Consider the following 26,994-nt stretch of genomic DNA (forward strand, 5'->3'; position numbering starts at 1 on the left):
TTCTGAAGTTAATGGATCCTGAGCTTAGTCTTCCACAGGTATTGGGCGAAAGCTTTGTGCGTGGTGCTCGTTGATCGTTTGCGCTGAGATAGCTTTACAAAGGATGAGCACTTGGCAGCTTATTTAAGGCCAGAGAAGTGTATCTTTAACCTGCTCTTCAAAATGTACGTCCACTCGTAAAGGAGTAAAAGATGTCTTGAGCCATTTGCACTTTTCAGTATTGGCGTTAAGAGTTGAAGTTCATCAATGAATTTGCCCGACTGTGGCGCCGCTTTCAGAATGCCGGTCTTCGCTTAATGTTCACGCTCAGACAATTACGCTATTTTATTGCATGCGCTGAACAGGGTTCGGTTACACGTGCCGCGCAAACTCTGTCTATTTCGCAGTCGTCAATTACCGAGGCGATCAAAGAGCTTGAAGCCGATCTTAATGTGACATTGTTTGAGCGCCATCCGCGTGGTTTGATCGTTACCCATAGTGGTCATCAGTTTATGCGCCATGCGACAAAGATACTGGCTGACGTTTCGGATGCTCGGCGCTCGTTTTCCAGCAAGCAGGTAACAGAAAAACGAACGCTGCATCTTGGCGTTACATCACTTGTGGCGGGCTATGTGCTGTCTGACTTGCTGGCACGCTATCGTCGTGCTTTTCCTGATGTGGAAGTGAGCGCCATTGAAGATAACGGGTCTTATCTGGAGCATCTGCTTATCGGTGGCGAGCTTGATGTAGCGGTGGTGGTGATTTCCAGCTTGCGCGACCGTATGGCACTACATGCCGAGATCCTCGAAACGTCGCCTTATCGGCTATGGCTGCCGCTGGGGCATTCGCTGGTGTCTGTTGATGGGATATCAATTGACGATGTGGCCAAAGAACCTTTGATTATGCTCACTGTCGATGAAATTGAGGAGAATACTGGAAAGCTTTTGGCGGCACTCGGCGCAAGGCCGCATGTAGCTTTCAGAACTCGCTCCGTTGAAGCGGTGCGCAGCCTTGTTGCGACCGGCGCAGGCGTCGCGCTTCTTCCTGATCTTGTCTATCGCCCCTGGTCGCTTGAAGGTGACCGGATCGAAAGCCGGGACGTATCTGGCTCGTTGCCAATCGTGCAGATCGGAATGGTTTGGCGAAAAGGGTCGAGTCTTCCACAATCGGCACGTGATTTCATCGGAATTGCAGAAGCTGCGCGGTCTGGAAGGCAGCGTTGAAACCGTTTTACCATCGAGCATAATTCAATTAAGATACTGATATTCATGCTTATATTCAAGATATGCGTGTTTTAAGTTTCACTCTCACCATAGCAATCGGAAAAACCGATATCTGCTTTCTAATAAATGAATTTGCGAATGTTGGCCATTCGGATAACTTCATCTCCAAGGAACGAAAAGCCGAAAACGGCCAAATGGAGAGAAGAATGCAACCACGTTTTCTATGTGCTGCTCAGCTAATTTTGTGAGTTGCAACTAAGCGTCTTCATTGTCGTTCAGACGCGCTTTTCGATAATCGCAAAACCTATCTCGATTTCATGCTTCCCTAATTTTGAGGAGAGCAGCTGACAACTTGTGCGGTTTACATCTCGTGGCCTCAACGATCACTTCACCAGATGGCAACGAAAACAGACATAATTTCTGCCGGAGACTGTAATGAATTCTGAAATGCTGATCGGCTCCCAGTTTGAACTGGGGACAGAAAATGAAGAACTTGTTCTCAATCCGAAAACTGGAGATGTCGTTCTGAATTTGCCTGAGGCTTCGTTGGCGCAGGTCGATAAGGCTGTGGAATCGGCTGAAAAAGCATTTCAATCATGGTCCCGGATAACGCCTGCGGAGCGCTCTGGTTATCTGCTGAAAATTGCAGATGCCGTCGAAAGAGATGCGGAAGGTTTTGCGGCGCTTGAAGCTTTGAATTGCGGCAAGCCATATCACGCTGTTCTGAATGACGAGATTCCCGCAGTTGTTGATTGCTATCGTTACTTTGCAGGTGCTGTTCGCAATATGCAGGGGCCGCTTGCTGCTGAATATATCCCAGGTCATACATCCATGATCCGCCGTGATCCGGTTGGGATCATTGGATCAATTGCGCCGTGGAACTATCCATTGATGATGATGGCCTGGAAGCTCGCGCCAGCGATTGCTGGTGGCAATACCGTTGTTTTCAAACCATCGGAACAGACGCCTTTGACCGCTTTGAAGATGGCGAAGGTTATGGCCGATATTTTGCCAGCAGGCGTTGTGAATGTCGTTCTTGGCCGTGGAGAAACTGTCGGCAACGCGCTGATTAATCATCCATCGATTAATATGGTTTCTATCACGGGCGATGTTGCAACGGGCAAGAAGGTTTTGCAGGCTGCCGCAAAATCGGTGAAGCGAACGCATCTTGAACTGGGTGGTAAAGCACCAGTCATCGTGATGGCAGATGCCGATATTGATGCAGTGGTTCAGGGCATCAAAACATTCGGCTTTTACAATGCGGGACAGGACTGCACAGCTGCCTGCCGTATCTATGCTGATGCTCGCATTTATGATCGCCTTGTTGCCGATCTATCAGGTGCCGTTTCCAGCATTCGCTTCAATCTGGAAGATGATGCGCAGAATGAAATGGGACCTCTTATATCGCGCCGCCAGCGTGATCGTGTTGAGAGCTTCGTAGCGCGTGCGCGTGAAAATGCCCATATCGAGATAACCGCTGGTGGTAATCCATCGGGTGACAAGGGCTTTTTCTTCGAGCCGACGGTGGTTGCGGGAGCTTTGCAGGAAGACGAAATCGTTCGTCGCGAAGTCTTTGGTCCGGTAGTTTCTGTCACCCGCTTTAGCGAAGAAGAGCAGGCTATTTCCTGGGCCAATGACAGTGATTATGGCTTGGCATCATCTGTCTGGACCAAGGACATCAGCAAGGGTCTTAAGGCTGCGGCGCATCTGCAATATGGCTGCACATGGATTAACACGCATTTCATGCTGACCAATGAAATGCCCCATGGTGGTCTCAAGCAGTCCGGCTATGGCAAAGACATGTCGATCTACGCGCTTGAGGATTATACCACTGTGCGTCACGTCATGATTGCTCACGGGTGATATGATGACAAACACTGCTCCCCAAGTTCAAATCGACCATACGAAACTGGAAGTCTCGAAGACCGAAGTGGCGATCGAGATTAAGAACATGCACAAGTGGTATGGTGAATTCCACGTGCTGCGTGACATCAATCTGAAAGTCATGCGCGGCGAACGTATTGTTGTGGCTGGCCCATCGGGTTCCGGCAAATCAACGATGATCCGCTGCGTCAACCGACTGGAAGAACACCAGAAGGGTCAAATCATTGTTGATGGCATCGAACTTACAAATGATTTGAAGAAGATCGACGAAGTTCGCCGTGAAGTCGGCATGGTGTTTCAGCACTTCAACCTGTTTCCGCACCTGACCATTCTGGAAAACTGCACGCTGGCACCAATCTGGGTGCGCAAAATGCCAAAGAAGCAGGCGGAAGAAGTGGCCATGCACTATCTGAAGCGTGTGAAAATTCCGGAACAGGCCAATAAATATCCGGGTCAGCTTTCCGGTGGTCAGCAGCAGCGTGTGGCGATAGCCCGTGCGCTTTGCATGAACCCGAAAGTCATGCTGTTTGACGAGCCGACTTCAGCGCTTGATCCGGAAATGGTGAAGGAAGTGCTCGATACAATGGTGAGCCTTGCGGATGAAGGCATGACCATGATCTGCGTGACGCACGAAATGGGCTTTGCCCGTCAGGTCGCAAACCGTGTGATCTTTATGGATCAGGGGCAGATCGTCGAAGAAAATGCGCCAGCCGAGTTCTTCGACAATCCGCAGCACGAGCGCACCAAGCTGTTTCTCAGCCAAATTCTGCATTGATCTATCAAAACGATAACCGCACCAACGGAGGGTAACTTGAACAAATTTTTCGCACTCGCATCAGCATCGCTGTTTCTGGTTTCAGGAATGGCACATGCCGGCCCAACGCTCGACCGCGTCAATGAAAAGAAGGAAATGGTAGTTGCCACCAATGTCGGTTGGCCTCCACAGGGTTTCCTTGACGACAACAATGAACTTGTTGGTTTCGACATTGATGTGGCCAATGAAATTGGCAAGCGTTTGGGTGTCAAAGTGCGCTTTGAAACACCAGAATGGCCAACGCTGACCGGTGGTCATTGGCAGGGACGTTACGATGTGGGCGTTGGCTCCGTAACACCAACAAAGGCGCGCGCGCAGGCAATCGACTTTGCTGGCATCTATTATTACAGCCCATATGTCTATGTTGTTCACAAGGATAGCCCAGCGCATTCCACGGATGATCTGAACGGCAAGATTATTGGCGTCGAAACCGGAACCACGTCGGAAGATTTCATCAACCGCCGTCTCGAAATCGATGCGCCTGATCTTCCTGCCTTTGAATACAAGGTGACGCCGGGCGAAGTCCGCACTTTTGAAGATTCCATGATGCCGTTTGACGATCTGCGTCTTGGCGATGGCGTTCGTCTTAATGCTGTTATTGCTCCTGAGCAGACCGCACAGACAGCGATCAAAAATGGCTATCCGGTTCGTATTCTCGAAGGTGGCTATGCATTCCGCGAGCCTCTCGTTGTGATTGCCGAAAAGAACGATCCAGAATGGACTGCGAAGATCGGTGAAATCATCAAGCAGATGAAGGATGACGGCACGCTCGCAACGCTTACGACCAAGTGGTACGGCGCTGACTACAGCAAAGACTAATCTCCGAATATATTTCAATCCCGGCCTCGTCTTATGAGGCAGGTCGGGATTTGAAATGACGGCGGAAATAAAGAAATAAAACCAAGCTGGTAACAAAATGTCCTATCCTGATACGCATTATTTCCGAACCATGGCCGATACCAAAGAGCGCGCAGCACTCTTGGGCAATGAGGAGTGTGAAACCCTCATTATCGGCGCTGGTCTTGCTGGTCTGACGACGGCGTTGGAACTGGCGAGGCAGGGACATTCTGTTATCATTCTTGAGGCCCAGAATGTCGGCTTCGGTGCTTCCGGACGTAATGGCGGTTTCGTCAGCCCCGGATATGCCACGGGTCATGACAAGATTGCAGCAACGACTGGTGAAACTAACGCTCGAAAGCTTCATATGCTCTCGGTTGAGGGCATGGATTTTGTCGGCCAAACAATCCGCGATCTGAATATTGCGTCTGCTGATCCCAAGCATGGCTTGATCAGCGTTCAGCGCTACGAAGATGCAGCCGCTTTGCAGGCGGAAGTGGCTGAGACAAAGCGAGATTTCAATTACGACCTTGAATATATGTCGCGTGATGAAGTTCAGTCTGTATTGAAGTCAGAACGCTATTATCAAGCTGTTCGTGATTCAAAGGCGTTTCACATTCATCCGCTCAATTATGCACGCGGCCTCGCGGCAGAGATCGAACGTCTTGGCGGCAAGATTTATGAAAATTCTGCGGCAGAAGCGATGGATGTTTCTGGCGCTCAGAAAGTGGTCCGCACAAGCCACGGTTCAGTTCGAGCCAAAAATCTGGTGATTACAACCGGTGGCTATACGGGTGGTTTAAACAAGAAACTTCAGCGTTCCTATTTGCCGATAGCAACCTATGTGATGGTTTCTGAAGTAGCCCCCGATCTTATAAGCGAAGCCATCAAAACACCGGCTGCGATTGGCGATAGCCGTAGAGCCGGTGATTATTACCGGCTTATTGAGGGTGGAAGGCGCGTTTTGTGGGGTGGGCGTATAACGACGCGTGCCGCTTCTACGGAAGGTCTCGTGCGCGAGTTACGCAATGAAATGACAAGCACCTATCCGCAGCTTTCTGAACTTAAGACGGAACTCGCCTGGTCTGGTCTGATGGCTTATGCGCGTCACCTGATGCCTCAGATTGGCAAAATGCCGGATGGCGTTTGGTATTGTACCGCATTTGGTGGTCATGGGCTGAACACCACGGCAATTGGCGGCAAGGTTGTTTCGGAAGCAATCCTAGGCACGACTGATCGTTACAAGCTTTTTGAGCCTTTCGGTCTTCCTTGGGCAGGGGGCTATGCCGGCCTTGCGGTCGCGCAGCTGACTTATTGGAAGCTGCAAGCGCAGGATAAGTGGCGCGAACGGACCACAGGTTAAACTCCCTTCTTCTGACTGCGAATTTTAATCCCCCAGAACAAAAAGACATCCATTGAGCCGATCGGTACAGGGTGCACACCGAATTGAAGGAGACCGTTCATGCTTGGACGATTCATTCTCAACTATCCCGATACAGCGCGCAGGCTCGGCGGCCTTGTCTTGTTCGCACTGACTATGGTGGTGCTCTACTCGATTGGCATTAGTGCCCATTGGTTGGGTTCTGTTGTTCCCCCACTTGCCGAATGGGTGAAAGAAAATCCAGCAACAGCGAAGATCGTGTCAGCATTTGCTATTTCGCTGATCCTCTTTTTGAACTGGAAGCTGCTCAAACGACTATCACGCAACCAGCAAGTCATTGCGGTATGGGCAGAGCTATTCATCCTTCTGATGCTCTTCTTCTATTCGTTCGATTTGTCATTTTCGTTTATCGCTCGTAAAATTGGCTTCCTGATCACACAGGGAACCGTCACGACACTTTATATCTCCGCGATTTCCATCGTGATTGCTACAGTCATCGCGCTTATAGGTGCGATTGCGAAACTATCCAAGAACGGTGTCATTTACGGGCTGTCGACGTTTTACACGTCGCTTTTTCGCGGCCTGCCGCTGTTGATGCAGATTTACATTATCTATCTCGGTCTTCCGCAGATTGGCTATGTAATCGGCGCCATCCCTGCCGGTATTCTGGCATTATCGCTCTGCTATGGTGCCTATATGACGGAAATTTTCCGCGCTGGCATTGAGAGCATTCCACGTGGACAAACGGAAGGCGCAACAGCACTAGGTCTGGGCTCGGCGCAGACAATGTGGCTCGTCATTCTGCCTCAAGCGATGCGGATTATCATCCCGCCAACAGGCAACCAGTTCATCGCCATGCTCAAGGACTCGTCGCTCGTTTCGGTAATCGGCGTATGGGAGCTTATGTATGTTGCAAGAACGCAGGGCCAAACCGAGTTCCGGCATATCGAAATGCTGATCACTGCCTCGATGATCTACTGGATGCTGTCTATTTCGTTCGAATTCATTCAGTCCCGCATTGAGCGCTATTACGCCCGATACAACACGCGTTGAGCCGTGAGTGCATTGTGATGCGCTTGATGAAAGCGCATCACGGTTCCTGATCTGTCGTACCATTTTCTATTGGAAACTCGCATGTCTGAAATGTCCCTTTTTTCAAAAGCTGAATTGCCGCGCCCCAATCTTACTATTGAGGATGCGGCAGATATTCTTGGTTCAGTTTATGGGCTGAAGGGAGAATTGCGCGAGCTTGGAAGCCAACAGGACCGGAATTTTAAGGTGAACATTGGCGACGAAAGCCATGTGCTGAAAATCAGCCGCAGCGAATATCCGCGCGTAGAGCTTGAGGCACAGAATGCCATTTTGCAGCATCTGGCTTCAAAACAGGACGACGGCACCGATGAGGTTTTTGTCTTCCCTAAAGTTATTCCTTGCAACAACGGTGATCTGATTGGTGCTGCGAGTGTTGGTTTGGAAAACTATCATGTTCGCTTATTGAGTTTCATTAAAGGCGAGACACTGACAGCACGCAATTATTTGAGTGGTTCAGCAATTGAAGCGCTTGGCGAACTTGCCGGAAATGTAGCACGTTCATTGTCTGATTTCTCCCATAATGGAGCGCTGAGAAGTTCCCTTTGGGATATGATGCATGCTGAAACTGCGGTGCCATTTTTGTTAAAGGATGAGGCGACGAGCACAGTCGCCGCATCCATTTTCACGGCGATGGACCGCGTCACTAAGCGGCTTGATCCCGTAAGAGACGGTTTGCGGGTTCAGGTCATCCACCATGACATTACCGATGACAATGTTGTCGGTCGCCGGGAGCTTTCAGGATCGGTGCTTCCATACGCCGTTATCGATTTTGGTGATATGACGAAAAGCTGGTTGGTTGCAGAACTTGCGACGACCTGTGCTTCCTTGTTGCATCACGGAGACAAAGACCCTTTTTCGATCTTGCCAGCGGTGAAGGCGTTTCATGCCGTTTGCCCGTTAAACAAGGATGAGCTTACCGCCCTTTGGCCACTGATTGTGGCGCGCGCTTGCGTGTTGCTTGCAGCATCGCATCAGCAACTCAAGCTTGATCCTGACAACAGCTATGCTGCTGCCAATGCAGTGCATGAGCGGATTATCTTTGATGTAGCCACCTCAGTTCCGTTAGAGTTGATGGAAAAGGCTATCTTCTGTGCGTTGGGTATTGATATTGAAGCCAAGCATCAGGTTAATGCAAAGTCGATTATTCCGAGTATAGATCTCTCGACCGCGCGAGAGGTCGATTTGTCGATTGATAATCCTGAGTTTGTTGCCGGGAACTGGAATGCGAGCGACATTGACCGCCAGATTCTGCTCAAAGCTGCTCAATCGACTGGCAGTAGCCTGACGAAATATGGTGAATACCGACTAACGCGCACGCAAGTTAACAGCCGTACCGAACCGGAAAGTTTTGCGTTGCATATCGCCGTTTGCGTTCCTGCCGGAACAGAGGTTGTTGCGCCGTTTGAAGGTCGTGCTTATGTCGCAGATGGTATTCTTATTCTGCGCAATGGTGAGCTAAGTCTGCACATCAGCGGTTTGGACGTTGTCGATGGACTGGCATATTCTGTCGCATCAGGCGATGTGCTCGGCACAGTCCGCAATGAGCAGTATGGCTTTGGCATCATTAGTGTTCAACAGTCAGAAATAACATCTGACGAACTGCTACAATTCGCCAAGCCAACACAATCTGCCGCATGGTCTGCCGTTTGTCCTTCGCCAGTTGCATTTCTCGGTCTGCCAACAGAAACACCGTCGAAAGTGTCTGTATCCTTGCTTGATAGGCGCTATGGAAGCCTTGCCGGTACGCAGAAGCATTACTATGAAAATCCGCCTCAGATAGAGCGTGGCTGGAAAGAGCATCTGTTCGATACTGAAGGACGTGCCTATCTCGATATGGTCAACAACGTGACCACTATCGGTCATGGCCATCCTCGGCTCGCGGAAAATGTGAACAGGCAGTGGCTGAAGCTGAATACAAACTCCCGCTTTCATTATTCAGAAGTAGCCGATTTTTCAGAGCGGCTTGCCGCACTGGCGCCGGAAGGGCTGGACACTGTCTTTTTGGTCAATAGTGGTTCCGAAGCCAATGATCTTGCTTTAAGGCTTGCATGGGCATGGAACGGTTATCGCAATATTGTCTCGCTGCTGGAAGCATATCATGGTTGGACCGTTGGGAGTGATGCGGTATCCACCTCGACGGCTGATAATCCGAATGCACTTGGAACACGCCCATCATGGGTGCATCCAGTTGTTTCTCCGAATACCTATCGCGGACATATGACTGCCGAACAATATATCGGAACTGTTCTCGACAAACTCTCGGAGCTTGACGCGAAAGGCGAGGGGCTTGCAGGTTTTATCTGTGAACCGATTTATGGCAATGCGGGCGGAATCCCACTGCCATCGGGCTACCTGAAAAAAGTCTATCAGGAAATCCGTTCTCGCGGTGGTCTTTGCATCGCTGATGAAGTGCAAGTTGGCTATGGACGTACAGGCCATCATTTCTGGGGCTTTGAAGAACAACAGGTCGTGCCTGACATTATTACGATCGCCAAAGGTATGGGTAATGGCCACCCTCTTGGTGCGGTCATTACGCGCAAGGAAATCGCTGATGCGCTTGAGAAGGAAGGCTATTTCTTTTCATCTGCAGGTGGCAGTCCGGTATCATCTATTGTCGGAAATACTATTCTCGACATCATGGAAGACGAACAACTTCAGGCCAATGCGCGCAATGTTGGTGATCATCTCAAAAGGCGGCTTGAGGCACTCAAACAGCAATACCCTTTGATCGGCGCTGTGCATGGTATGGGACTCTATATGGGGCTGGAATTTGTCCGCGATCATGCCTCGCTAGAACCGGCTACCGAAGAAACAATGGCTCTATGCGACCGCCTTCTCGAACTTGGCATTATTATGCAACCGACGGGCGATCATCTGAACATCTTCAAGATCAAGCCACCGCTTTGCCTCACGAAAGAGAGCGCTGACTATTTTGCGGATACATTGGAATTGGTTCTGCAAGAAGGTTGGTAATGCGAAGCTAAGCTAGTTAATTTTGTTGAGCTATAGCACCGGACGAACCGTCACCGAATGATGTTCGGTGGCGGGATTTTTCGCAATGACTCGACTATATCGGGTCTTTGCTCAGCAACCGTTGCAACAATAGCTTCTGCAACGGTAAAAATTGCGGACGGTGAGTTGGGTAACAATTCACTCTTCGCAGTCGCATAAATTACGCTATCATATGTATCTCGGCGCACCTGATGCGCCTATAGCCCATTTTACGGATGACGATATTCTTTCGAGCGATGAACAGCTGTTTTCGCCATTCTTTGGGCTGGCGGATACGATCAATGGTATTTCTGTTACTTCTCCGTTACCTGCTGATGGCTGGGTAATAAAGACCGCACCGCCGCTTTATCGTACTGATCTTGAGGCACGGCACGGCAATCGTCGTCTGATGGTGTCAATCGAACTGTCGTTCGTTTGCTACCCTGAGCAAGTCCAGCGTCTTCAAAAGTCGGCCTTAGAGGAAGGGTAGTGTGCGCGGCGGCATACACATTTGCTGCTGCCTAAATTCTGGGCTTATGCGGTTCCCGGTGTTGTCTTTGCCTGGACTTCAAAACGCAACGGCTATGTCAATAAGCTGATGCGGGTTGATGGCGCTGCGGATCGGGCCAATCTTGATATTATGGTTGATCTGACGGAAGTTGATCCAACTGATTATGACTGGAATGGCTCAACTTATTATAAGCCACCAATCGAAGGTGCCGTCGGGCCTATGCGCCCGCTGCCACAGCCGATTGTTGATTTTTCGGCTGACGCAGGTGTTGCGCAGGATAATAACGGCAACAATCGACGTTGCGCTATTCTTCTCGGCTGGGATGGTGATCAGGATGACGTTGATCTTGTCATGTGCGAGATTAGAACGGCATGGGATTTGTCGGTCATATTCGCCGGGCAGACAGAACGCGTGTCTGTTGGTTCGATGCTCGTTGCGCCGGGTATGCTACTACTACCAACGAAGTCGTATCAAATCCGCGCTCGGTACGCGACATATGCAGGTAACAGACCATTTGAATGGTCGGATTGGATACCTGTAACGATGTTTGATATCCGGCTTGGACCGCTGGATATTTACCCGATACCGATTGAACAATTGAATGAAGATGTTCAGCGCAATCTGGCATTGATCGGTGACAGCTTCCGATATGTTCAAGAAGAGCTTGATCGCATTGGTGCACAAGCCAGCGAACAGGACAGTGCAAACCTTTTTGCAATAAAGACTATCCGAGAAGAAGTTTCTGTCACTGCTCAAGGGCTGACCGCTTCCTATACAAAGGCTATTGAGGTAGCTATCGGTCCGGGTCAGCGATTGTCACGCGGATTGAGAGCCTTGAAGCCATTGTAACAGATCCTGTTACCGGCCTTGAGGTTACAGCGACCGCCGTTGATCTTCTGCAAGCAAAGGTCACAACGCTTGACGGTGTTGTAACGGCAACGGCGAACTCAGTCACAGCGCTTAGCGCGACCGTAGGAAACTTCTCAGCATAATGTCTATTCCGAACGACTGTTGAAGCAACGCCATCGGGCGCCTTGGCCCGTATCGGCTTGAGTGTATCTGCAACTGGCGGTGGGGCAACATCGCAGGCAGCGATTTTTCTTGATGCGCTCACAGGTGGTCAAAGCCGCATCGTCATGAATGCAGATCAGCTTATTTTAACGAACGGGAAAAACAGCAAAGCTCCTTTCACTTTCATCAGCGCGGAAGCGACCATGATGGTCGGTCGTATGGCTGAACTCTATTCAGGCATCATTCGCTCATTTGCCAACAATGTTGTTTTCAATCTCGATGCGGGAACGCTGATCTTTAGCGATAATACGTGAGGCCTAAGCATGAGTACGAGAGTTTATATTTCAGGTAGCCCACCAAGGGTCATAACGTCTAAGCTGGGATATAATGCTGGTCCGGCGTTACAGGATATTTACAAGACGTTTGACAGCGATTGAACAAATGGGGCTGGTATCAGATGGATGTTCAATGTTGTTATCCCGTATGAGGGGAACGCGAGAACATCTAAAATCTTTTACTTTCCATATGCCCTCGACTATGTGCCGAAATATGACTGGTTCTGGGGAGGGGTGGTGTCTGGTCGATCAATTTGACCTACGCAAGGGGCTGAATGGCCTGTGTTGCCAAATCCGAATGCTCCTTCCTTTTCCTATTCTTGGAAAGCTTCACCCGGAGAAGGCAATTCTCAGACACCTAACAACAGACTTACCGTCGATCCTGATCGTTTTGAGCTTATTGACACTGTGGTGCCAGCAGCAACAAGGGGCACGCTTATTGTGTATCAATCATGAGTGAGCGTCTATTCTTAGGGCATCTTGGCAATTGTACACTGCTTCGTACGGTTCCGTCGGGTGTGAACGCCACCAACCTCGCGTCGAAAAGCTCATTCTCTTCGGACGCGACTATTTAAGGGTTCATGCAGTCATTGATCAGGTGCTGAACCGTAATAATAAGTATCACTGGGGAACTTACGCATATCCGGCCCTTGGATATGTTCCACTCGCGTTCATAAGCATTACCCATACATCGCTAAACCGTGTTTTCTACCCCAACGATAGAAACCCTGCGACTTCGGAAATGAATAATTTTTGGAGTTGGCTGGTCCAAGATGGCCGCGTTTGGGTTGGAACAAACGCTGTTTCCACCTATGGCGGGAACTATAGGGCGAGACTGATCATTTTTAAAAATCGCGCAGATGATGTGATCAATGTATGACAGACAGAATTAAGATTGACGCCTCTGGTATCAGAATTTCCAAGCCTGGACAGGATGTCAATGTCGCCAACGAAGGCGGACTGACACTCTATCTCTGAATGTCAACAATGACGGTTGTCGCGAAAGGAAACCGAACGAGTGATTAAGCAGTTATGTTGGTGATTTGCGCTTAAAATTCCTGCCTTTCTCGATAAAACTTGTAATAGACACTAATATTTAGTGCTCATATCACTCTTCTCACCCAGAAGAGGAGTGACAGATAAATTGAATTGCCCGTTTTGCGGAACACAAATTCGAAAAGGCTATTTCGTTTGCACAGGTTGCGGAGCATCACATAGGCAGAATACCAAACATTTTAAGTGGGGCTGCTTTTTTTCATTTTTATGCCAATCACAGCGATTGATCTTATTGCCGAATGGTTTAAGTCCGAAATTAGCAGTTGGATTCTAATGCTATTTCTTATCTTTTTCATTTGGGGTTTGTGGCACTTCAGAAAATTTTGGGCCAAAAAGACTTACTGGGTTCGCCGATTTTAATTTGGTGAGTGGCATGTACGGTTCTGATTTTGGCAAGGCGGTTTCTGCTTTTCATAGCTGGGTTTGCTGGCGGTCGTGCTGTTACCCTCGGCGGCTATTTCCTGATTTTGTGGCTGGCTCAGCACTTTTCAAACGTAATTGGCTGGAATTAATTATAGCCCCGCCATTGAGTGTGGTTTTCTTATAGCCCCACAGCTTTACGGAGAGCGTCATTCATGTTGGCGCGCCAGTTTTTGCCATTGGCTTTGAACTTCTCAACCACATCAGGGTCAAGGCGAAGGGTTACAGCCTCTTTCGGGTTGTCAACTTTTGGCCTGCCTCTGGAGCGCTGGATGCTTTCATATAGCTCAGGGAGAGCTTCCTTGAATGGCTTTGCTCTTTTCATGTCCTCCTTAGTAATAGGAGGATTATCTGAGACGGCTTTCTCGCTCGATCATGTCAAGCGGCGCAGTTGGGGCAATTGGATGGGTGCGAAGGCGGCGGGCGTTGGTCCGCTTGACGGGATCAATATGGCTTCAGGTATCCATGATCTTCGGCATAATTTTGCAAGTATGGCCGTGTCGTCGGGACAAAGCTTATATCTAGCTGGGAAATTGTTAGGGCACAGTCAATCTCAGACAACGCAACGATATGCGCACTTGGCGCCGGATCCCATACGCTAAACGGCAGATAGTGTATCAAATATGATTAGCGAAACTTTAGGTCGAACTGAGTCAGAAGATGTCACAGAAACGAATTAATGTGCGTTCTTGCTGCGCTGTTGTTTTATCGTTTCCATCAGGCAAATCGGGATTACGATGTTATTATGTGCCGACGAATGCTGTCGTTACTCCGGCCGCCAGATGGTCGTGCCGGCGAGTGAGATCTCCGATGTAAAGGACGTGCAGCCTATTTCGTACGCGTGAGCGGCTATTGGTACAGTTAGTCAATATATTTTGACAGAAATCGATCAAGCTCATTCTTCTGGGGAACTTTGCCTGTGAAAGCCTCCACATAATGTGGAATTCGTGCAAGGCGCACTGAAATATCTTCCTGTGTACGCATGGAAATATAGCCAATTTGCACAAGATAAATCGTGCGGGCACGAACTTCTGCTTGGGGCCGATCAAATCCGAAACGCTCGAACATGCGAGACAGGCTTTCGAGACGCAGCGCGTCGGCAGCGCTTACTTCTTCTTCCACCGCTACAGATTGAAGCGCCCAGCTTCTGATCGCAAATTCGAAAGCGGGATCAAAAAGATCGCTGTTAAGCCAGCAATCAAAGACATTTAGAACGGCTTCTTCGATCGTCTCAGCGTAGGCAGTTGTTTGCTGTAGAAGAGCCCCGGTATTTTTGTCTCGCCATTGTGCGACGAGCGCATCTAGTAATTCCTCGCGGTCTTTGAAGAACCAGTAAAAGCTCGTTCGTGATAGATTGAGTGTCTTTGCAAGAGGTAGGATGCGAACGGCGTCTACACCGTTTTCAATCAATGCCTCATAGGCTGCCTGTAGCCATAAATCGGGCGAGCCGCGCCATCCCGTGTCGCTTTTTGAGATTTGTTCCATGAGCAGATTTTTATCAGACTGTGACAGATTGGCAAGTGTAATGTACATGTATGATTATTAAATTGACAGTGATGTACATTTGTATTTAGCTCAGGCAAAATAATGAATGGGAACATGCACTATGTCTGCCGATCCGCTGCTGCAGCCGCTTCAGATTAAGCATCTGAAGCTTCGCAATCGCATCATGCTTACGTCTCACGAACCAGCTTATCCCGAAGATGGCATGCCGAAAGAGCGCTATCGTGCTTATCATGTCGAGCGTGCCAAAGCTGGTGTTGCTTTGACAATGACAGCGGGCTCGGCGGCAGTTTCTAAAGACAGTCCGCCCGTGTTTAACAACGTGCTTGCCTACAAAGATGAGGTCGTGCCCTGGCTTCGTGATCTCACGGATGAGTGCCATGAACATGGCGCGGCGGTGATGATACAACTCACCCATCTTGGTCGCCGCACGCGTTGGGACAAGGGCGATTGGCTGCCAGCGGTGTCATCAACAGGCCGGCATGAACCTGCGCATCGTGCTTATCCGAAAAGAGCCGAGGACTGGGATATCGAGCGCATTATTGGCAATTATGCCGATGCCGCAGAGCGTATGAAAGCCGCTGGCCTCGATGGAATTGAGCTGGAAGCCTATGGTCATTTGCTCGATCAGTTCTGGTCCCTTCTGACTAATGAGCTTGAAGGAGACTATGGCGGCTCGCTCGACAATCGCATGCGTCTCTCATTGCAGGTGTTGGCGGCAATTCGTGAGCGTGTGGGCCCCGATTTTCTCGTCGGTATCCGTTATACTGCGGATGAAGTTATCGATGGCGGACTGACTAAAAGCGATGGTCTTGAGATTTCACATAAGCTCAAGGACAGCGGCCTTGTCGATTTTCTCAATGTTATTCGTGGGCATATTGAGGTTGATGCTGGTCTTACAGATGTCATTGCTATTCAGGGTATGCCAAGTGCGCCGCACCTCGATTTTGCGGGTGAAATTCGTGCTAGTACTGGAATGGCAACCTTTCATGGCGCGAAAATTCAGGACGTTGCCACTGCGCGTCATGCAATTGCTTCGGGCAAGATCGATATGGTCGGGATGACGCGTGCGCATATGACCGACCCGCATATAGTGCGCAAGATCATTGAGAAGCGAGAGGAGGAAATTCGCCCTTGCGTGGGAGCCAATTATTGTCTCGACCGTATCTATCAAGGCGGTGCCGCTTATTGCATTCATAATCCGTCTACGGGGCGCGAGTTGACCATGCCGCATACGGTGCGCAAAGCGGAGCAAAGTCGGCGGGTCGTTATCGTTGGGGCAGGTCCGGCTGGTTTGGAGGTGGCCCGGGTTACTGCCGAACGTGGTCACAAGGTTACAGTTTTCGAAGCGGCAAATCATCCTGGCGGACAGGTTCGGTTGACGGCACAAAGTCCGCGTCGCCGAGAAATGATGGGTATTATCGATTGGCGCATGGCGCAGTGTGAAAAGCTCGGTGTGGATTTTCGTTTCAATACCTGGGCAGAGGCTGACGTGGTGCTTGGAGAGGCGCCTGACGTGGCCGTTATCGCCACGGGCGGGATGCCGGAAATACAGATTTTGCGTGAAGGCAATGAACTCGCTGTATCTGCCTGGGATATAATATCAGGCGATGTGCGGCCGGGCTCCAATGTACTTGTTTTCGATGAAGCGGGTGATCATGCCGGATTACAGGCTGCTGAATTTATCGCCAATGCGGGCGGCAAGGTTGAAATCATGACTGCGGATCGTAGTTTTGCGCCGGAGGTTATGGGTATGAATCTCGTGCCATACATGCGTAGCCTGCAAAAGAAGGACGTGACTTTTACGGTATCCTATAGGCTGGAATCGATACGTCGCGATAATAATCGGCTGATGGCACAGATTGGCAGCGATTACGGCGGGATAAGTTTTGAGCGTGAATATGATCAGATCGTTGTCAATGACGCTACGCGACCAATGGATGATCTGTATTTCGAGCTCAGGCCATTGTCTCGAAATCTTGGTATTGTCGACTATGATGCGTTCATCGATGTGCGTGCTCAAAATGTTGTCAGGAATGCTGAAAGTTCTTTTGAGCTTTACCGGATTGGAGATGCGGTTTCTGCACGTAATACGCATGCCGCGATCTATGACGGATTAAGGCTTGGCAGGGAATTGTAATCACGCGCACAGGGTCATTACTTCAGGTTATGAATGCGGCGATATTTTTTGTATTTGTAATCTTTTGGCCCGGAACTATCGTGACTAACAAGGGAACACTGGCAGTATAAAAATCAAATAGCTGTCAGAACAAAAGCGATATGCATCTCCTGCAGAAGGTTGAAATCTGCAAGTTGCGGAATGATGGGACAATCGTGATGAACGATCATAATGGGGAGTTTGCTTGTTGAACGCAATGCGACCGACACTGGTGTCTGATGCGGCCGCTGTTCCCGCTTCCACATCAAAACTCATTCGCCTTGAAGGGCTTAGCAAGCATTACGGTGCGCATCGTGTCCTCGAAAATATTGATCTGGACGTGGCGCAAGGCGAAGTTCTTGCGATCATAGGCCCCAGCGGCTCTGGTAAAAGTACGCTTTTACGGTGCATCAATTATCTTGAAAAACCGGATGGCGGGTTGATCACAGTTGGTAAGCTTAAGCTTGATGCGACGCAGGAACCGCGCAAGGCGCAGCTGAAAGAGTTGCGTAATACCGTTGGCATGGTTTTTCAATCATTCAATCTGTTTCCGCACATGAGCGTCTTGCGCAATGTGAGCCTTCCGCAGGAGCGTGTTTTGGGTCGCAGCCGTGCGGAAGCCGAGGAACGAGCACTTCAGCTTCTTGAGCGTGTTGGTTTGGCGGATAAAGCCACGCAATATCCAGGCCGATGCTCTGGCGGTCAGCAGCAGCGCATTGCAATTGCGCGTTCGCTGGCGCTCGATCCGCAAGTCATGCTTTTCGACGAACCAACTTCTGCACTTGATCCCGAATTGGGTCTCGAAGTTCTGGCTGTTATGCGTGAACTGGCAGAAAGCGGCATGACTATGCTGGTCGTGACGCATGAAATGGGCTTTGCTGAAAATGTTTCAGATACCGTGATGATTATGGCGGATGGCAAAATCATTGAAAAAGGCCCGTCAAAAGAAGTTATGCGTGATCCGCAACAGGAGCGCACGAAGCGGTTTCTTCGTGCGGTGCATGACAGATGACGCTGGATAATGTTCTTCTCATACTAAGCGGTTTGCCCTGGACCATTGCATTGACACTGGGTTCGTTCGGCATTGGCTGTATTCTTGGTGTGCCATTATTGGCTGCGCGGCGAAGCCGTATTGCACCTATCCGCTGGATTGCGGCACTGCTTATTCAGGTTGTGCGTGCTCTTCCACCAATCCTGTGGTTGTTCATTATTTTCTTCGGTATTGGCATGGGCATCATGCCGATCAATCCGTTTGTTGCAGCACTTATCGGTCTCGGTTTGATCGCATCGGCCAATATGGCTGAAATATATCGCGGTGCTTTAGCATCCTTACATCATGGCCAATGGGAAGCAGCAACGGCTCTAAATTTTGGTACGCGTTATACGCTGATCGACGTGGTTGCTCCGCAAGCTTTTCGGGTCGCATTGCCTTCGGCTGCGAGCTATCTGATTGGTTTGATGAAAGAAACTGCCGTGGCATCTACCATTGGCGTTGCAGATCTGGCCTTTCGTGGCAATCAGGTGTCTCAGCTCACTTTCAAGGGCATTGAGGTGTTCGCTCTCGTTGGCCTGTTTTACATTTTCCTCAGTCTGCCTGTGGCATGGCTATCGCGCTCTGCCGATAGTTATCTGAGAGCAAAGGTGGCGCGCTAATGTTTCCCACCGTCGATGAATTTTTTGAATGGATGCCGGCGCTTCTTGGCGGACTTAAAATCAGCTTGCAAGTGGCGGCTTTGAGCCTTGCGATCGGCATTCCGCTCGGTCTTGTTCTTGCGCTTGGCGTTGGCGCAAAGTCGCGGGCGGCACGCTATGCTAGCTTGTTTCTGGTCGAAGTCGGGCGCGGTGCTCCGGCACTGGTTCTCCTGCAGTTCATGTATTTTGGTCTTCCATCGGCTGGCCTCACATTGACATCCTTTGTTGCAGCTGTTGCGGCGCTTGCATGGAATACCGGCGCTTATACAAGCGAAATCATTCGTGCCAGTTTGCAATCAATCCATCTCGGTCAGCGAGAAGCATCTGAAGCCTTGGGCTTCAGCGCGCTGGATGAGTTGCGCTTCGTGTTGCTTCCTCAAGCTTTGAGGGTGGCCCTGCCAGCACTGCTTGGTTTCGCCATTTTGATCTTTCAGGGCACATCGCTCTGCTTCACTATCGCTTTGCCAGAACTTGTTAGCAATGCATATGAAATCGGCTCCAACACATTCCGTTACATGCCTGCGTTGCTGCTGGCCGGTCTGCTCTATGCAACCATTTGTGTTCCGGCTGCATGGATCGTCTCTTACGTGGAAAGGCGATCATCCGCCTATGCCATGCGATAATTCAGAATAACAAAGGGGAGTTGCACATGAATAACCGGACCATTCGTAAAAGCATTATCGGTATTGCCATTCTTATGGGGTTGTCTGCGACAGCCTTGGCGCAGGATTGCAAGCCAAAGCATGAATTCAAAACCATCACGCCTGGGACATTGACGATTGCAGTCACAACTTATGCGCCGCATTCGTTCATGGATGAAAGTGGCAAGATGACGGGGCTTGATGGCGATATCGCTACAGAATTTGCCAAGCGTGAATGTCTGACATTGAAGCCTGTGGCAGTCGACCCTGCCGCGGCTATTCAATATGTTTTGTCAGGTCAGGCAGATATTACCACCGGTGACTGGTATCGCACGGCCGAACGCGCCAAAGTCATGAACCTCTCCTATCCGCTTTATAACGACCAGATGGGTCTTTACTCTAAAGATGGCGTCAAGACTGTTGAAGACCTCGTCGGCAAAAATGTTGGTACCGTTCAGGGCTATCTCTGGGTGACAGATGCGAAAAAGCTTTTGGGTGCTAATCTTCGCCTGTATCCAAACTCGGTAAACATGCATCAGGATTTGGCATCAGGTCGTATTGATGTCGGTATTGATGGCTATTCGACTGGCGCTTATGCTGCGAAGAACGGCACATTGAAGGATATTAAGGTCGAAATTGCCCAGCCTGATGATCGTATCAGAGCTACAAAAGAAGCTGCGCAAGCGAGCCTGCCTTATGCCAAGACTGCAACGGATTTCGGTGCAGCACTTGATGCAAATATCGAAGAAATGCACAAGGACGGCACGATTTCCAAGATTCTTCAGTCCTATGGCCTTGATGATAGTATGGGCAACACCGGGTCGCCAAAGCTGATTGAATAACAGTTGTAATAACTGCTTAATGCAGCGGCTTGCCGCTGCATTTATCTCAACCAAATTTCATATCGGAGACTGCAACGATGACTGTTTACGCGGTCAGCCGGAACAGCCAATCGTGGTATGGGGAGCAGGTCGGCATCCTTATTCTGGATGCCGCCTATCCCTGTGTGCCCGGCAATGTCGGCAATGCGACTACTTATAAATATCCGGTGCGTTATCAGGAAGTGCGTGGCGCTTCCATTGATCGGCTGCTCAACCAACGTGACCCGGCACTGCGTGAAGCTTTTGTCGAAGCCGCAGTCGAATTGCAGGCGCGCGGCGTTAAAGCCATTACCGGGGCGTGCGGCTTCATGGCTTATTTTCAGGAAGAGGTCGCGGAAGCGGTCGATATTCCTGTGTTCTTGTCGAGCCTGATGCAAATACCTTTCATGCATGCTGTGGCACGCGGTTCGGTAGGAGTGATTACCGCCAATGCTGAACGTCTGACACAACGTCATTTCGCGGCAAGTGGTATTCCTGACACGATCCCGATTGTGCTGGCCGGAATGGAAGAACAGGTTGAGTTCCGCGAAGCGATCCTTGAGGAAAAGGGAACCCTTGATTCAGCTGCTATTGAACGCGAAGTGTGCGAAGTTGCCAGAAAGCTTGTGCGCGATAACCCGGATGTTCGCTCCATTCTGCTCGAATGCAGTGATCTTCCACCCTATGCCCATGCTGTGCAGAAGGCGACGGGAAGGCCGGTTTTCGACTTCATTTCAATGATTAATTACGTTCAGCAAACGGTTGCCTGTCGTCCTTATCAGGGCTTCATGTAAACAATAGATCAGGAGTTACTCCGATGTCGCTCGATCACTATTACCTTCTTGGCCGGTCTGGTCTGCGTGTGAGCCGTCTGGCGCTAGGCACAATGACGTTTGGCAATGCGGGGATCAGAGGGATCGGCGGCTCGTGGGGCACTGACGAGGAAAATGCCCGCGCTATATTTGATCGCTATCTGGAGATGGGTGGTAATTTTATCGACACAGCCGATTCCTACGGCGCGGGCTTAAGCGAAACACTGGTTGGAAAATTTGTCGAAGAAGCATCTCTTCGTGACCGTGTGGTGATCGCGACCAAATACTCCAATAACTTGCAGCCCGGCAATCCGAATGCAGGTGGTAATGGCCGCAAGAATATGATGCGTGCGGTTGACCAGTCGCTGAAGCGTTTGAAGACCGACTATATTGATCTCTACATGGTGCATACCTGGGATGGTATGACACCTGTGGAAGAGGTGATGCGCGGCTTCGATGATCTGATCCGGGCCGGTAAAATTCGTTATTGTGGCCTGTCCGATGTGCCGTCCTGGTATGCCGCGCGTGCGCAGACGTGGGCGGAAGCACACGCCCTGTCACAGCCGATCAGTTTGCAACTTCCATATTCGCTGGTTGAACGCAGCATTGAACAGGAGTTTGTGCCGCTGGGGCAAAATCTCGGATTAGGCATAACGGCATGGAGCCCGCTCGCCATGGGGCTTTTGTCGGGAAAATATCGTGCAGGCGGCGAGGGGCGTCTCAATCGTGATAATGCTGACGGCTTGGGTCTGTTTACGGAACGTAATCAGCGCATCGTCGCGGCACTTGCAGAAGTTTCTGACGCTATCGGTAAATCCATGGCGCAAGTTGCGCTCAACTGGGTGGTGACACAGCCGGGCATTGGTGCGGCGATTATCGGCGCGAGTAAACTTTCGCAGCTTGATGATAATCTCGGTGCGCTTGGCTTTACGATCCCTGACGATTTGCGCAGTAAGCTCAATGCGGCAAGCGCCATGCAATCGACCTATCCTTATTCACTGTTTGCATCTGATTATCAGGCCGGAATCCTTAATACTGGGTCTTCCGTTGGCGATAAGCATGCCGGTTATGCACTTCCGAATTTTGTGCCGAAGGTAGATGATTACGCTTTTGGCAAAACGCCCAAAAACTCCTGAGACTTCCAGAGGAACGATTATGAATGACATGTCAGTAAAGGTACGACCTGTGGTCAGTATCGATCCAACCCTATTTGTCTTGACGCTTGATTGCGATGACAAACCCGGCATCGTGGCCGCCATTACGACCGAGCTTGCAGCCATCGGCGGCAATATCGTCGAGAGCAATCAGTTTCGCGATAAGCTGACCAATCGCTTTTTTATGCGTATCGCATTCAGTGCACCGCTCGAAATGTCGCGCGAAGCGATAGAACATGCACTGAAGCCCGCAGGTGAGCGCTTCGGCATGAAGTTCACGGTTGCTGATGCCAGTCGGAAGCCTAAGATCGTTCTCATGGTATCGAAATTCGATCATGCCATGCTGCATCTTTTATATCAGATTCGAGTTGGCTGGCTGAATGCGGAAGTTGTTGCGGTGGTATCCAATCACGAGGATAGCCGCGAGACCGCCGGAAGCGCTGGGATTCCTTACTATTGCTGGGCCGTGACTAAGAACAATAAGGCGGAGCAGGAAGCCCGTCTGATTGATCTGGTGCGTGAAACTCAGGCCGATCTGGTTGTCTTGGCTCGCTATATGCAGGTGCTGTCCGATAATCTTTCTAACCGTCTGTTTGGAAAAATCATCAATATTCACCACTCATTCTTGCCGTCATTCAAGGGTGCAAAGCCCTATCATCAGGCGTTTGAGCGCGGCGTTAAGCTGATTGGTGCGACTGCGCATTATGTAACACCCGATCTGGATGAAGGTCCGATTGTCGAGCAGGAAACCGAGCGCGTAACGCATTCCATGAGTGCTGAGGATTTTGTCGCAACAGGGCGCGATATTGAAAGCCGTGTTCTGGCGCGGGCAGTAAAAATGCATCTTGAAAACCGCGTTATGCTCAATGGGCATAAAACGGTTGTGTTTGCTCAATAATCAGACGCCAAACTCGGCATCGGCACCTTGTTCAAGCAGCCAGTCACGAAAGAGTTCAGCGCCTCGTTTGGGTGGGCGCTGTGCTGGCATAACAAGATGGATTGTTTCGCCCGACCGGTTGAAAATATCGATGGCAGGAACGAGGCGACCTGCCGCTATATGATCGCGGACGAGATGTTTCCAACCCAGCGCAATGCCTTGTCCAAACACCGCAGCTTCAATCGAGCTCAGCGCGTCGGTAAACACAAAGTCCTGCTCGATCCGTGGGTTTGGAACGCCACTGCGTTCAAGCCACTCGCGCCAGCCGAGGCGGGATCGGTGACGCTCTTCAAAATGCAGTAATGAATGATTGAGAAGGTCTTGCGGCGATGTAATTGGGCCGTGTTCCTCCAGATAGGATGGACTGCAGACAAGCCAGACTTCTTCTGTCACAAAAGGCCAAGCATGAATGCCGGGCCATTTTCCATTTCCCAGTCGTGCCGAAACATCGATATCCTCTTCCAGCAGATCCTGATCGTCTCGGCTGCTTTCTTCGATGCGAAGGGCAACGTCGGGGTGTTTTTCCTTAAAGCTTTTCAGCCGAGGAAGCAGCCAGAGCTGCACAAAGGATGACGAGAAAGATACGCGTATGATGTCGCGTGAGTGCTTCTTGCGCATGGATGAAATGACCATGTGCAGATGGTCAAAAGTTTCCTGTGTTTCGCGATAAAGCCGTTGCCCCTCAGCCGTTAGCTCCAATCGGCTGCGATCTCGTCTGAAAAGTTTCAGCCCTGTCGCTTCTTCCAGCAATTTGATTGTTTTGCTGACTGCGGGCTGACTGACATTTAACTCATCCGCCGCCGCCGTAAAGCTCAACCGCCGTGCGGCAGCCTCGAACACGAAGAGATAATTGGCGGATGGGATGAGTGAGCGGAGTCTATGCATAATCTGAAGTTATACCCATGCGGATTTTTTATCAAGCTCACAGCGTTGAAAACCCTCTGTAATGTAACCCACAAATGGGATGGTTAGGTGCTGTCTTTTGAGCGCTGACCTCCCCACAAAATATGACATTGAAGGGAACTTGAAATGCAGACTCATGCGCGTGCGGTTGTCATTGGGGGAGGGTGCGTCGGCGCCTCAATTCTTTATGGTCTGGCAAAAAGAGGCTGGTCGGATGTCGTTCTTCTGGAGCGCACCCAGCTTACAGCCGGTTCGACATGGCATGCTGCGGGTCTGATCCCTTCTTATGCGCGCAATATCAATATTGGCCGCATGATCAACAAGTCGATTGAAATCTACGAAGGACTGGAAGCGGAAACTGGTCAGCATGTTGGCTGGCATAAATGCGGCCAGTTGCGCATTGCCAATACCCGTGATCGGCTTGATGAATATAAGAGCTATATGAGTGTGGCGGAGGTGCAGGGTATTCGCGCCGAACTCGTTTCGCCAGCGCGTGCGCGTGAATTATGGCCGCTTCTTGAAAACAATCATGAAATGCTTGGCGCGCTTTACCATCCTGATGATGGTCATATCGCACCTGCTGATGTGACGATGGCGCTTGCCAAAGGTGCGCGAGATAACGGTGCCAAGATTTACCTGAACACGCAGGTGAATGGTTTCGAGCGCCTGCCGAGCGGTGAGTGGAAGGTGAAAACCAACAATGGTGACATCATCTGCGAGCATATTATCTCTGCAACAGGCAACTATGCCCGCCAGACCGGTGCAATGCTGGGCCTTGATATTCCGGCTATTCCAATCGTCCACCAATATTGGATCACCGATGCGGTGCCGGAAGTGATCGAACGCAAGCGTCAGGGTCTGCCGGAAATGCCGATCCTGCGCGATGAGGGCTTTGAAGGCTATCTGCGCGAAGAAGGCGATGGCCTGATGTTCGGCCCTTATGAAAAGACCGAGCATCTTAAGCTGTTTGCTGAAAATGGCGTGCCTGAATGGTTCGGTGCTGATCTTCTGGAAGAAGATTTCGATTCGGTTTCATGGAACTGGGAACAGGCCATGGAACGTGTGCCAGCGCTTGGCCGTGTTGGCATCAAGGCCAATGTACGCGGACCATTCCAGATGACTGCGGATGAATTGCCGCTGGTTGGTCCGGCATGGGGGCTTGATAATGTCTGGCTTGCAGAAGGGGTGCCTGGAGGCATTCTCTGGGGTGGTGCTATTGGTTATTATCTCTCCGAACGTATTGTTGAAGGCAGCAACAGCATTGATACAAGCGAGCTCGATCCGCGTCGCTTTGGAGATTATGCCAACAAAAACTGGACGCGTGAAAAGGTACGTGAAGCCTGGGGAACCCATGCGGATCAGCATTATCCGGGACAGGATATGCCTGCCGCACGCCCGCAGAAAACAGCACCGTCTTATGATCGTCTGACGGAACTGGGGGCGGTCTGGGGTTGCCTCAACGGTTGGGAAATGCCCAACTGGTTCGCACCGAAGGGTGTCGAAGCCAGGGATCAGTATAGCTGGCGCTGGACTGAAAAAGGCAAATATGTCGGCGAAGAAGTTGAGGCCGTGCGCAATGCAGTTGGCCTTGTCGAAATGACGCCGATGACCAAGTTTGAAGTGAGCGGTCCCGGTGCCGAGGCGTGGCTCGACGGAATTCTTGCCAATCGCCTGCCGAAAGTGGGTCGTGTTAATCTGGCGCATCATCTGACCAAAACCGGCGGCGTGCAGGCAGAATATGTCGTTTCTCGTATGGATGACGGCAGCTTCTATATGATTTCGACACCGCGTGCCGAACGCTGGAATTTCGATGATTTGTCGAAGCTTTTGCCAAAAGACGGCAGTGTAACCCTGCGTAATGTTACCAACGAGCGTGGCTGTTTCACCATTGTTGGGCCAAAAGCACGCGATGTTCTGCAAACGCTCACCGAGATTGATCTGTCGAATGAAGCATTCCCGTGGTTTGGCATCAAATCCGGCACGGTCGGGCTTGCCAGCGATGTGCGTTTGTTGCGTGTCAATTATGAAGGCGAACTTGGCTGGGAACTGTATCACCCACTTGCCTATCAGCGCCATCTTCTCGAAGCGCTGCTCGCTGCCGGCAAGGAACATGGTCTGCGTCTCACCGGCCTGCATGCTCTAGAATCTCTACGTCTCGATAAGTCCTATCGCGCGATGTATCGCGATATGAACCCAGAATTGAGCGCATGGGAAAGTGGTCTGGAACGTTTTATTCGTCTCGACAAGGGCGACTTTATTGGCAAACAGGCGCTGATTGCTGAGAAAGAGCGCGGTATCAAACAGCGTTCCGTCACGCTCGCGGTCGATACCGATGGTGCCAGCACGCTTACATCGGAAGGCGTTTATCACAATGGAAAGCTGGTTGGCCGCGTCACATCTGGTAGTTACTCTTATACGTTTAATCACGACATAGCGCTGGCATTGCTGCCTGTTGAATTGGGCGTACCGGGTACGGAACTTGAAATCCCGGTTCTTGGTGAGATGCGCAAAGCGCGTGTGATTGAAGAGTCCCCTTATGATCCGGAAGCTAAGCGTGCGCGTGTTTAACACGCACATGATGCTCAGCCACGTTTCTATTTGAATGAAAGGTTAGCCTTATGAAGGCAGTTGTCGCAGTAAAGCGGGTTGTAGATTACAACGTAAAGATCCGTGTTAAGGGGGACGGTTCAGGCGTTGAGCTTGCAAACGTCAAGATGTCGATGAACCCCTTTGACGAGATCGCGGTTGAAGAAGCGATCCGTTTGAAGGAAGCAGGCAAGGTCACGGAAATCGTCGTGGT

General features: G+C 50.5%; 23 protein-coding genes and 1 pseudogene. 21 read left to right on the forward strand and 3 right to left on the reverse strand.

Annotated elements, in window-relative coordinates:
- Positions 1–296 precede the first annotated feature (296 nt).
- From J2782_RS21300 to J2782_RS21345, 10 genes are all read left to right on the forward strand, one after another.
- Complete coding sequence (locus J2782_RS21300) at positions 297–1,202, forward strand: LysR family transcriptional regulator (protein ID WP_310016071.1); 906 nt, start codon at positions 297–299, stop codon at positions 1,200–1,202.
- Between the two features lie 435 nt (positions 1,203–1,637).
- Entirely contained in the window at positions 1,638–3,065 is a 1,428-nt protein-coding gene (locus J2782_RS21305; protein ID WP_310016052.1) for a gamma-aminobutyraldehyde dehydrogenase, read from the forward strand.
- Positions 3,066–3,069: 4 nt separating this feature from the next.
- Positions 3,070–3,861 carry an amino acid ABC transporter ATP-binding protein gene (locus J2782_RS21310; protein WP_404989698.1) on the forward strand — a complete coding sequence of 264 codons (792 nt, stop codon included), beginning with the start codon at positions 3,070–3,072 and terminating at the stop codon, positions 3,859–3,861.
- Between the two features lie 87 nt (positions 3,862–3,948).
- Positions 3,949–4,719: a transporter substrate-binding domain-containing protein gene (locus J2782_RS21315; RefSeq protein WP_310016072.1), complete on the forward strand. Its 771-nt coding sequence runs from the start codon at positions 3,949–3,951 to the stop codon at positions 4,717–4,719.
- Between the two features lie 97 nt (positions 4,720–4,816).
- Positions 4,817–6,100 (forward strand): NAD(P)/FAD-dependent oxidoreductase, encoded by a 1,284-nt coding sequence (locus tag J2782_RS21320; protein WP_310016054.1) that lies wholly within the window; start codon positions 4,817–4,819, stop codon positions 6,098–6,100.
- A gap of 99 nt (positions 6,101–6,199) precedes the next feature.
- Positions 6,200–7,171 carry an amino acid ABC transporter permease gene (locus J2782_RS21325; RefSeq protein ID WP_310016055.1) on the forward strand — a complete coding sequence of 324 codons (972 nt, stop codon included), beginning with the start codon at positions 6,200–6,202 and terminating at the stop codon, positions 7,169–7,171.
- Between the two features lie 81 nt (positions 7,172–7,252).
- Positions 7,253–10,183: an aminotransferase gene (locus J2782_RS21330; RefSeq protein WP_310016056.1), complete on the forward strand. Its 2,931-nt coding sequence runs from the start codon at positions 7,253–7,255 to the stop codon at positions 10,181–10,183.
- 160 nt (positions 10,184–10,343) lie between these two features.
- Positions 10,344–10,691 (forward strand): hypothetical protein, encoded by a 348-nt coding sequence (locus tag J2782_RS21335; RefSeq protein WP_310016057.1) that lies wholly within the window; start codon positions 10,344–10,346, stop codon positions 10,689–10,691.
- 21 nt (positions 10,692–10,712) lie between these two features.
- A complete protein-coding gene (locus J2782_RS21340) occupies positions 10,713–11,561 on the forward strand; it encodes a hypothetical protein (RefSeq protein WP_310016058.1) in 849 nt (282 codons plus the stop codon).
- Positions 11,562–11,761: 200 nt separating this feature from the next.
- Positions 11,762–12,037: a hypothetical protein gene (locus J2782_RS21345; RefSeq protein WP_310016059.1), complete on the forward strand. Its 276-nt coding sequence runs from the start codon at positions 11,762–11,764 to the stop codon at positions 12,035–12,037.
- Between the two features lie 1,618 nt (positions 12,038–13,655).
- Here the strand turns inward: J2782_RS21345 and J2782_RS21350 are convergent.
- Positions 13,656–13,874 (reverse strand): BrnA antitoxin family protein, encoded by a 219-nt coding sequence (locus tag J2782_RS21350; RefSeq protein ID WP_310016073.1) that lies wholly within the window; start codon positions 13,872–13,874, stop codon positions 13,656–13,658.
- A gap of 151 nt (positions 13,875–14,025) precedes the next feature.
- Here J2782_RS21350 and J2782_RS21355 point away from each other — a divergent pair, with 151 nt between their 5' ends.
- Entirely contained in the window at positions 14,026–14,136 is a 111-nt protein-coding gene (locus tag J2782_RS21355) for a hypothetical protein (RefSeq protein ID WP_404989699.1), read from the forward strand.
- 259 nt (positions 14,137–14,395) lie between these two features.
- On the opposite strand, the gene J2782_RS21360 is transcribed toward J2782_RS21355, so the two are convergent.
- Positions 14,396–15,019, reverse strand: a complete 624-nt coding sequence (locus tag J2782_RS21360) for a TetR/AcrR family transcriptional regulator (RefSeq protein WP_310016060.1) — start codon at positions 15,017–15,019, stop codon at positions 14,396–14,398.
- A gap of 121 nt (positions 15,020–15,140) precedes the next feature.
- Here J2782_RS21360 and J2782_RS21365 point away from each other — a divergent pair, with 121 nt between their 5' ends.
- The 8 genes from J2782_RS21365 (at position 15,141) to purU (ending at position 23,252) form a co-directional block, all read left to right on the forward strand.
- Positions 15,141–17,177 (forward strand): oxidoreductase, encoded by a 2,037-nt coding sequence (locus J2782_RS21365; protein WP_310016061.1) that lies wholly within the window; start codon positions 15,141–15,143, stop codon positions 17,175–17,177.
- A 235-nt stretch (positions 17,178–17,412) separates the two neighbouring features.
- Entirely contained in the window at positions 17,413–18,207 is a 795-nt protein-coding gene (locus J2782_RS21370) for an amino acid ABC transporter ATP-binding protein (RefSeq protein WP_200639029.1), read from the forward strand.
- The gene (locus J2782_RS21375) at positions 18,204–18,848 is read left to right on the forward strand and encodes an amino acid ABC transporter permease (RefSeq protein ID WP_200638980.1); all 645 of its coding nucleotides are present in this window, start codon (positions 18,204–18,206) and stop codon (positions 18,846–18,848) included. Before J2782_RS21370 ends, J2782_RS21375 begins: the two co-directional genes overlap by 4 nt.
- Complete coding sequence (locus tag J2782_RS21380; RefSeq protein WP_310016062.1) at positions 18,848–19,510, forward strand: amino acid ABC transporter permease; 663 nt, start codon at positions 18,848–18,850, stop codon at positions 19,508–19,510. The genes J2782_RS21375 and J2782_RS21380 overlap by 1 nt, the downstream gene beginning before the upstream one ends.
- A 26-nt stretch (positions 19,511–19,536) precedes the next feature.
- Positions 19,537–20,370, forward strand: a complete 834-nt coding sequence (locus J2782_RS21385) for a substrate-binding periplasmic protein (RefSeq protein WP_310016063.1) — start codon at positions 19,537–19,539, stop codon at positions 20,368–20,370.
- A 77-nt stretch (positions 20,371–20,447) separates the two neighbouring features.
- Positions 20,448–21,182, forward strand: a complete 735-nt coding sequence (locus J2782_RS21390) for an aspartate/glutamate racemase family protein (RefSeq protein ID WP_310016064.1) — start codon at positions 20,448–20,450, stop codon at positions 21,180–21,182.
- Positions 21,183–21,205: 23 nt separating this feature from the next.
- Positions 21,206–22,336 carry an aldo/keto reductase gene (locus J2782_RS21395; RefSeq protein WP_310016065.1) on the forward strand — a complete coding sequence of 377 codons (1,131 nt, stop codon included), beginning with the start codon at positions 21,206–21,208 and terminating at the stop codon, positions 22,334–22,336.
- Positions 22,337–22,355: 19 nt separating this feature from the next.
- A complete protein-coding gene (purU, locus tag J2782_RS21400; RefSeq protein ID WP_310016066.1) occupies positions 22,356–23,252 on the forward strand; it encodes a formyltetrahydrofolate deformylase in 897 nt (298 codons plus the stop codon).
- Here purU and J2782_RS21405 read toward each other — a convergent pair whose 3' ends face one another.
- Positions 23,253–24,176, reverse strand: coding sequence for a LysR substrate-binding domain-containing protein (locus J2782_RS21405; protein ID WP_310016067.1), 924 nt, complete (start codon positions 24,174–24,176; stop codon positions 23,253–23,255). It abuts the gene before it with no gap.
- A gap of 144 nt (positions 24,177–24,320) precedes the next feature.
- Between J2782_RS21405 and J2782_RS21410 the strand changes: the two genes are divergently transcribed.
- Positions 24,321–26,762 (forward strand): GcvT family protein, encoded by a 2,442-nt coding sequence (locus tag J2782_RS21410; protein ID WP_310016068.1) that lies wholly within the window; start codon positions 24,321–24,323, stop codon positions 26,760–26,762.
- A 50-nt stretch (positions 26,763–26,812) separates the two neighbouring features.
- A pseudogene (locus tag J2782_RS21415) lies at positions 26,813–26,994 on the forward strand (electron transfer flavoprotein subunit beta/FixA family protein); the annotation flags it as partial.

The organism is Brucella pseudogrignonensis (genome assembly GCF_031454375.1).
Taxonomy (GTDB): domain Bacteria; phylum Pseudomonadota; class Alphaproteobacteria; order Rhizobiales; family Rhizobiaceae; genus Brucella; species Brucella pseudogrignonensis_A.

Excerpts from the sequence above, each read along its gene's own strand:
- J2782_RS21300 (WP_310016071.1), top strand. The coding sequence starts at position 297 with ATGTTCACGCTCAGACAATTACGCTATTTTATTGCATGCGCTGAACAG.
- J2782_RS21305 (WP_310016052.1), top strand. The coding sequence starts at position 1,638 with ATGAATTCTGAAATGCTGATCGGCTCCCAGTTTGAACTGGGGACAGAA.
- J2782_RS21310 (WP_404989698.1), top strand. The coding sequence starts at position 3,070 with ATGACAAACACTGCTCCCCAAGTTCAAATCGACCATACGAAACTGGAA.
- J2782_RS21315 (WP_310016072.1), top strand. The coding sequence starts at position 3,949 with ATGGCACATGCCGGCCCAACGCTCGACCGCGTCAATGAAAAGAAGGAA.
- J2782_RS21320 (WP_310016054.1), top strand. The coding sequence starts at position 4,817 with ATGTCCTATCCTGATACGCATTATTTCCGAACCATGGCCGATACCAAA.
- J2782_RS21325 (WP_310016055.1), top strand. The coding sequence starts at position 6,200 with ATGCTTGGACGATTCATTCTCAACTATCCCGATACAGCGCGCAGGCTC.
- J2782_RS21330 (WP_310016056.1), top strand. The coding sequence starts at position 7,253 with ATGTCTGAAATGTCCCTTTTTTCAAAAGCTGAATTGCCGCGCCCCAAT.
- J2782_RS21355 (WP_404989699.1), top strand. The coding sequence starts at position 14,026 with ATGGCCGTGTCGTCGGGACAAAGCTTATATCTAGCTGGGAAATTGTTA.
- J2782_RS21360 (WP_310016060.1), bottom strand. The coding sequence starts at position 15,019 with ATGGAACAAATCTCAAAAAGCGACACGGGATGGCGCGGCTCGCCCGAT.
- J2782_RS21365 (WP_310016061.1), top strand. The coding sequence starts at position 15,141 with ATGTCTGCCGATCCGCTGCTGCAGCCGCTTCAGATTAAGCATCTGAAG.
- J2782_RS21370 (WP_200639029.1), top strand. The coding sequence starts at position 17,413 with ATGCGACCGACACTGGTGTCTGATGCGGCCGCTGTTCCCGCTTCCACA.
- J2782_RS21375 (WP_200638980.1), top strand. The coding sequence starts at position 18,204 with ATGACGCTGGATAATGTTCTTCTCATACTAAGCGGTTTGCCCTGGACC.
- J2782_RS21380 (WP_310016062.1), top strand. The coding sequence starts at position 18,848 with ATGTTTCCCACCGTCGATGAATTTTTTGAATGGATGCCGGCGCTTCTT.
- J2782_RS21385 (WP_310016063.1), top strand. The coding sequence starts at position 19,537 with ATGAATAACCGGACCATTCGTAAAAGCATTATCGGTATTGCCATTCTT.
- J2782_RS21390 (WP_310016064.1), top strand. The coding sequence starts at position 20,448 with ATGACTGTTTACGCGGTCAGCCGGAACAGCCAATCGTGGTATGGGGAG.
- J2782_RS21395 (WP_310016065.1), top strand. The coding sequence starts at position 21,206 with ATGTCGCTCGATCACTATTACCTTCTTGGCCGGTCTGGTCTGCGTGTG.
- purU (WP_310016066.1), top strand. The coding sequence starts at position 22,356 with ATGAATGACATGTCAGTAAAGGTACGACCTGTGGTCAGTATCGATCCA.
- J2782_RS21405 (WP_310016067.1), bottom strand. The coding sequence starts at position 24,176 with ATGCATAGACTCCGCTCACTCATCCCATCCGCCAATTATCTCTTCGTG.
- J2782_RS21410 (WP_310016068.1), top strand. The coding sequence starts at position 24,321 with ATGCAGACTCATGCGCGTGCGGTTGTCATTGGGGGAGGGTGCGTCGGC.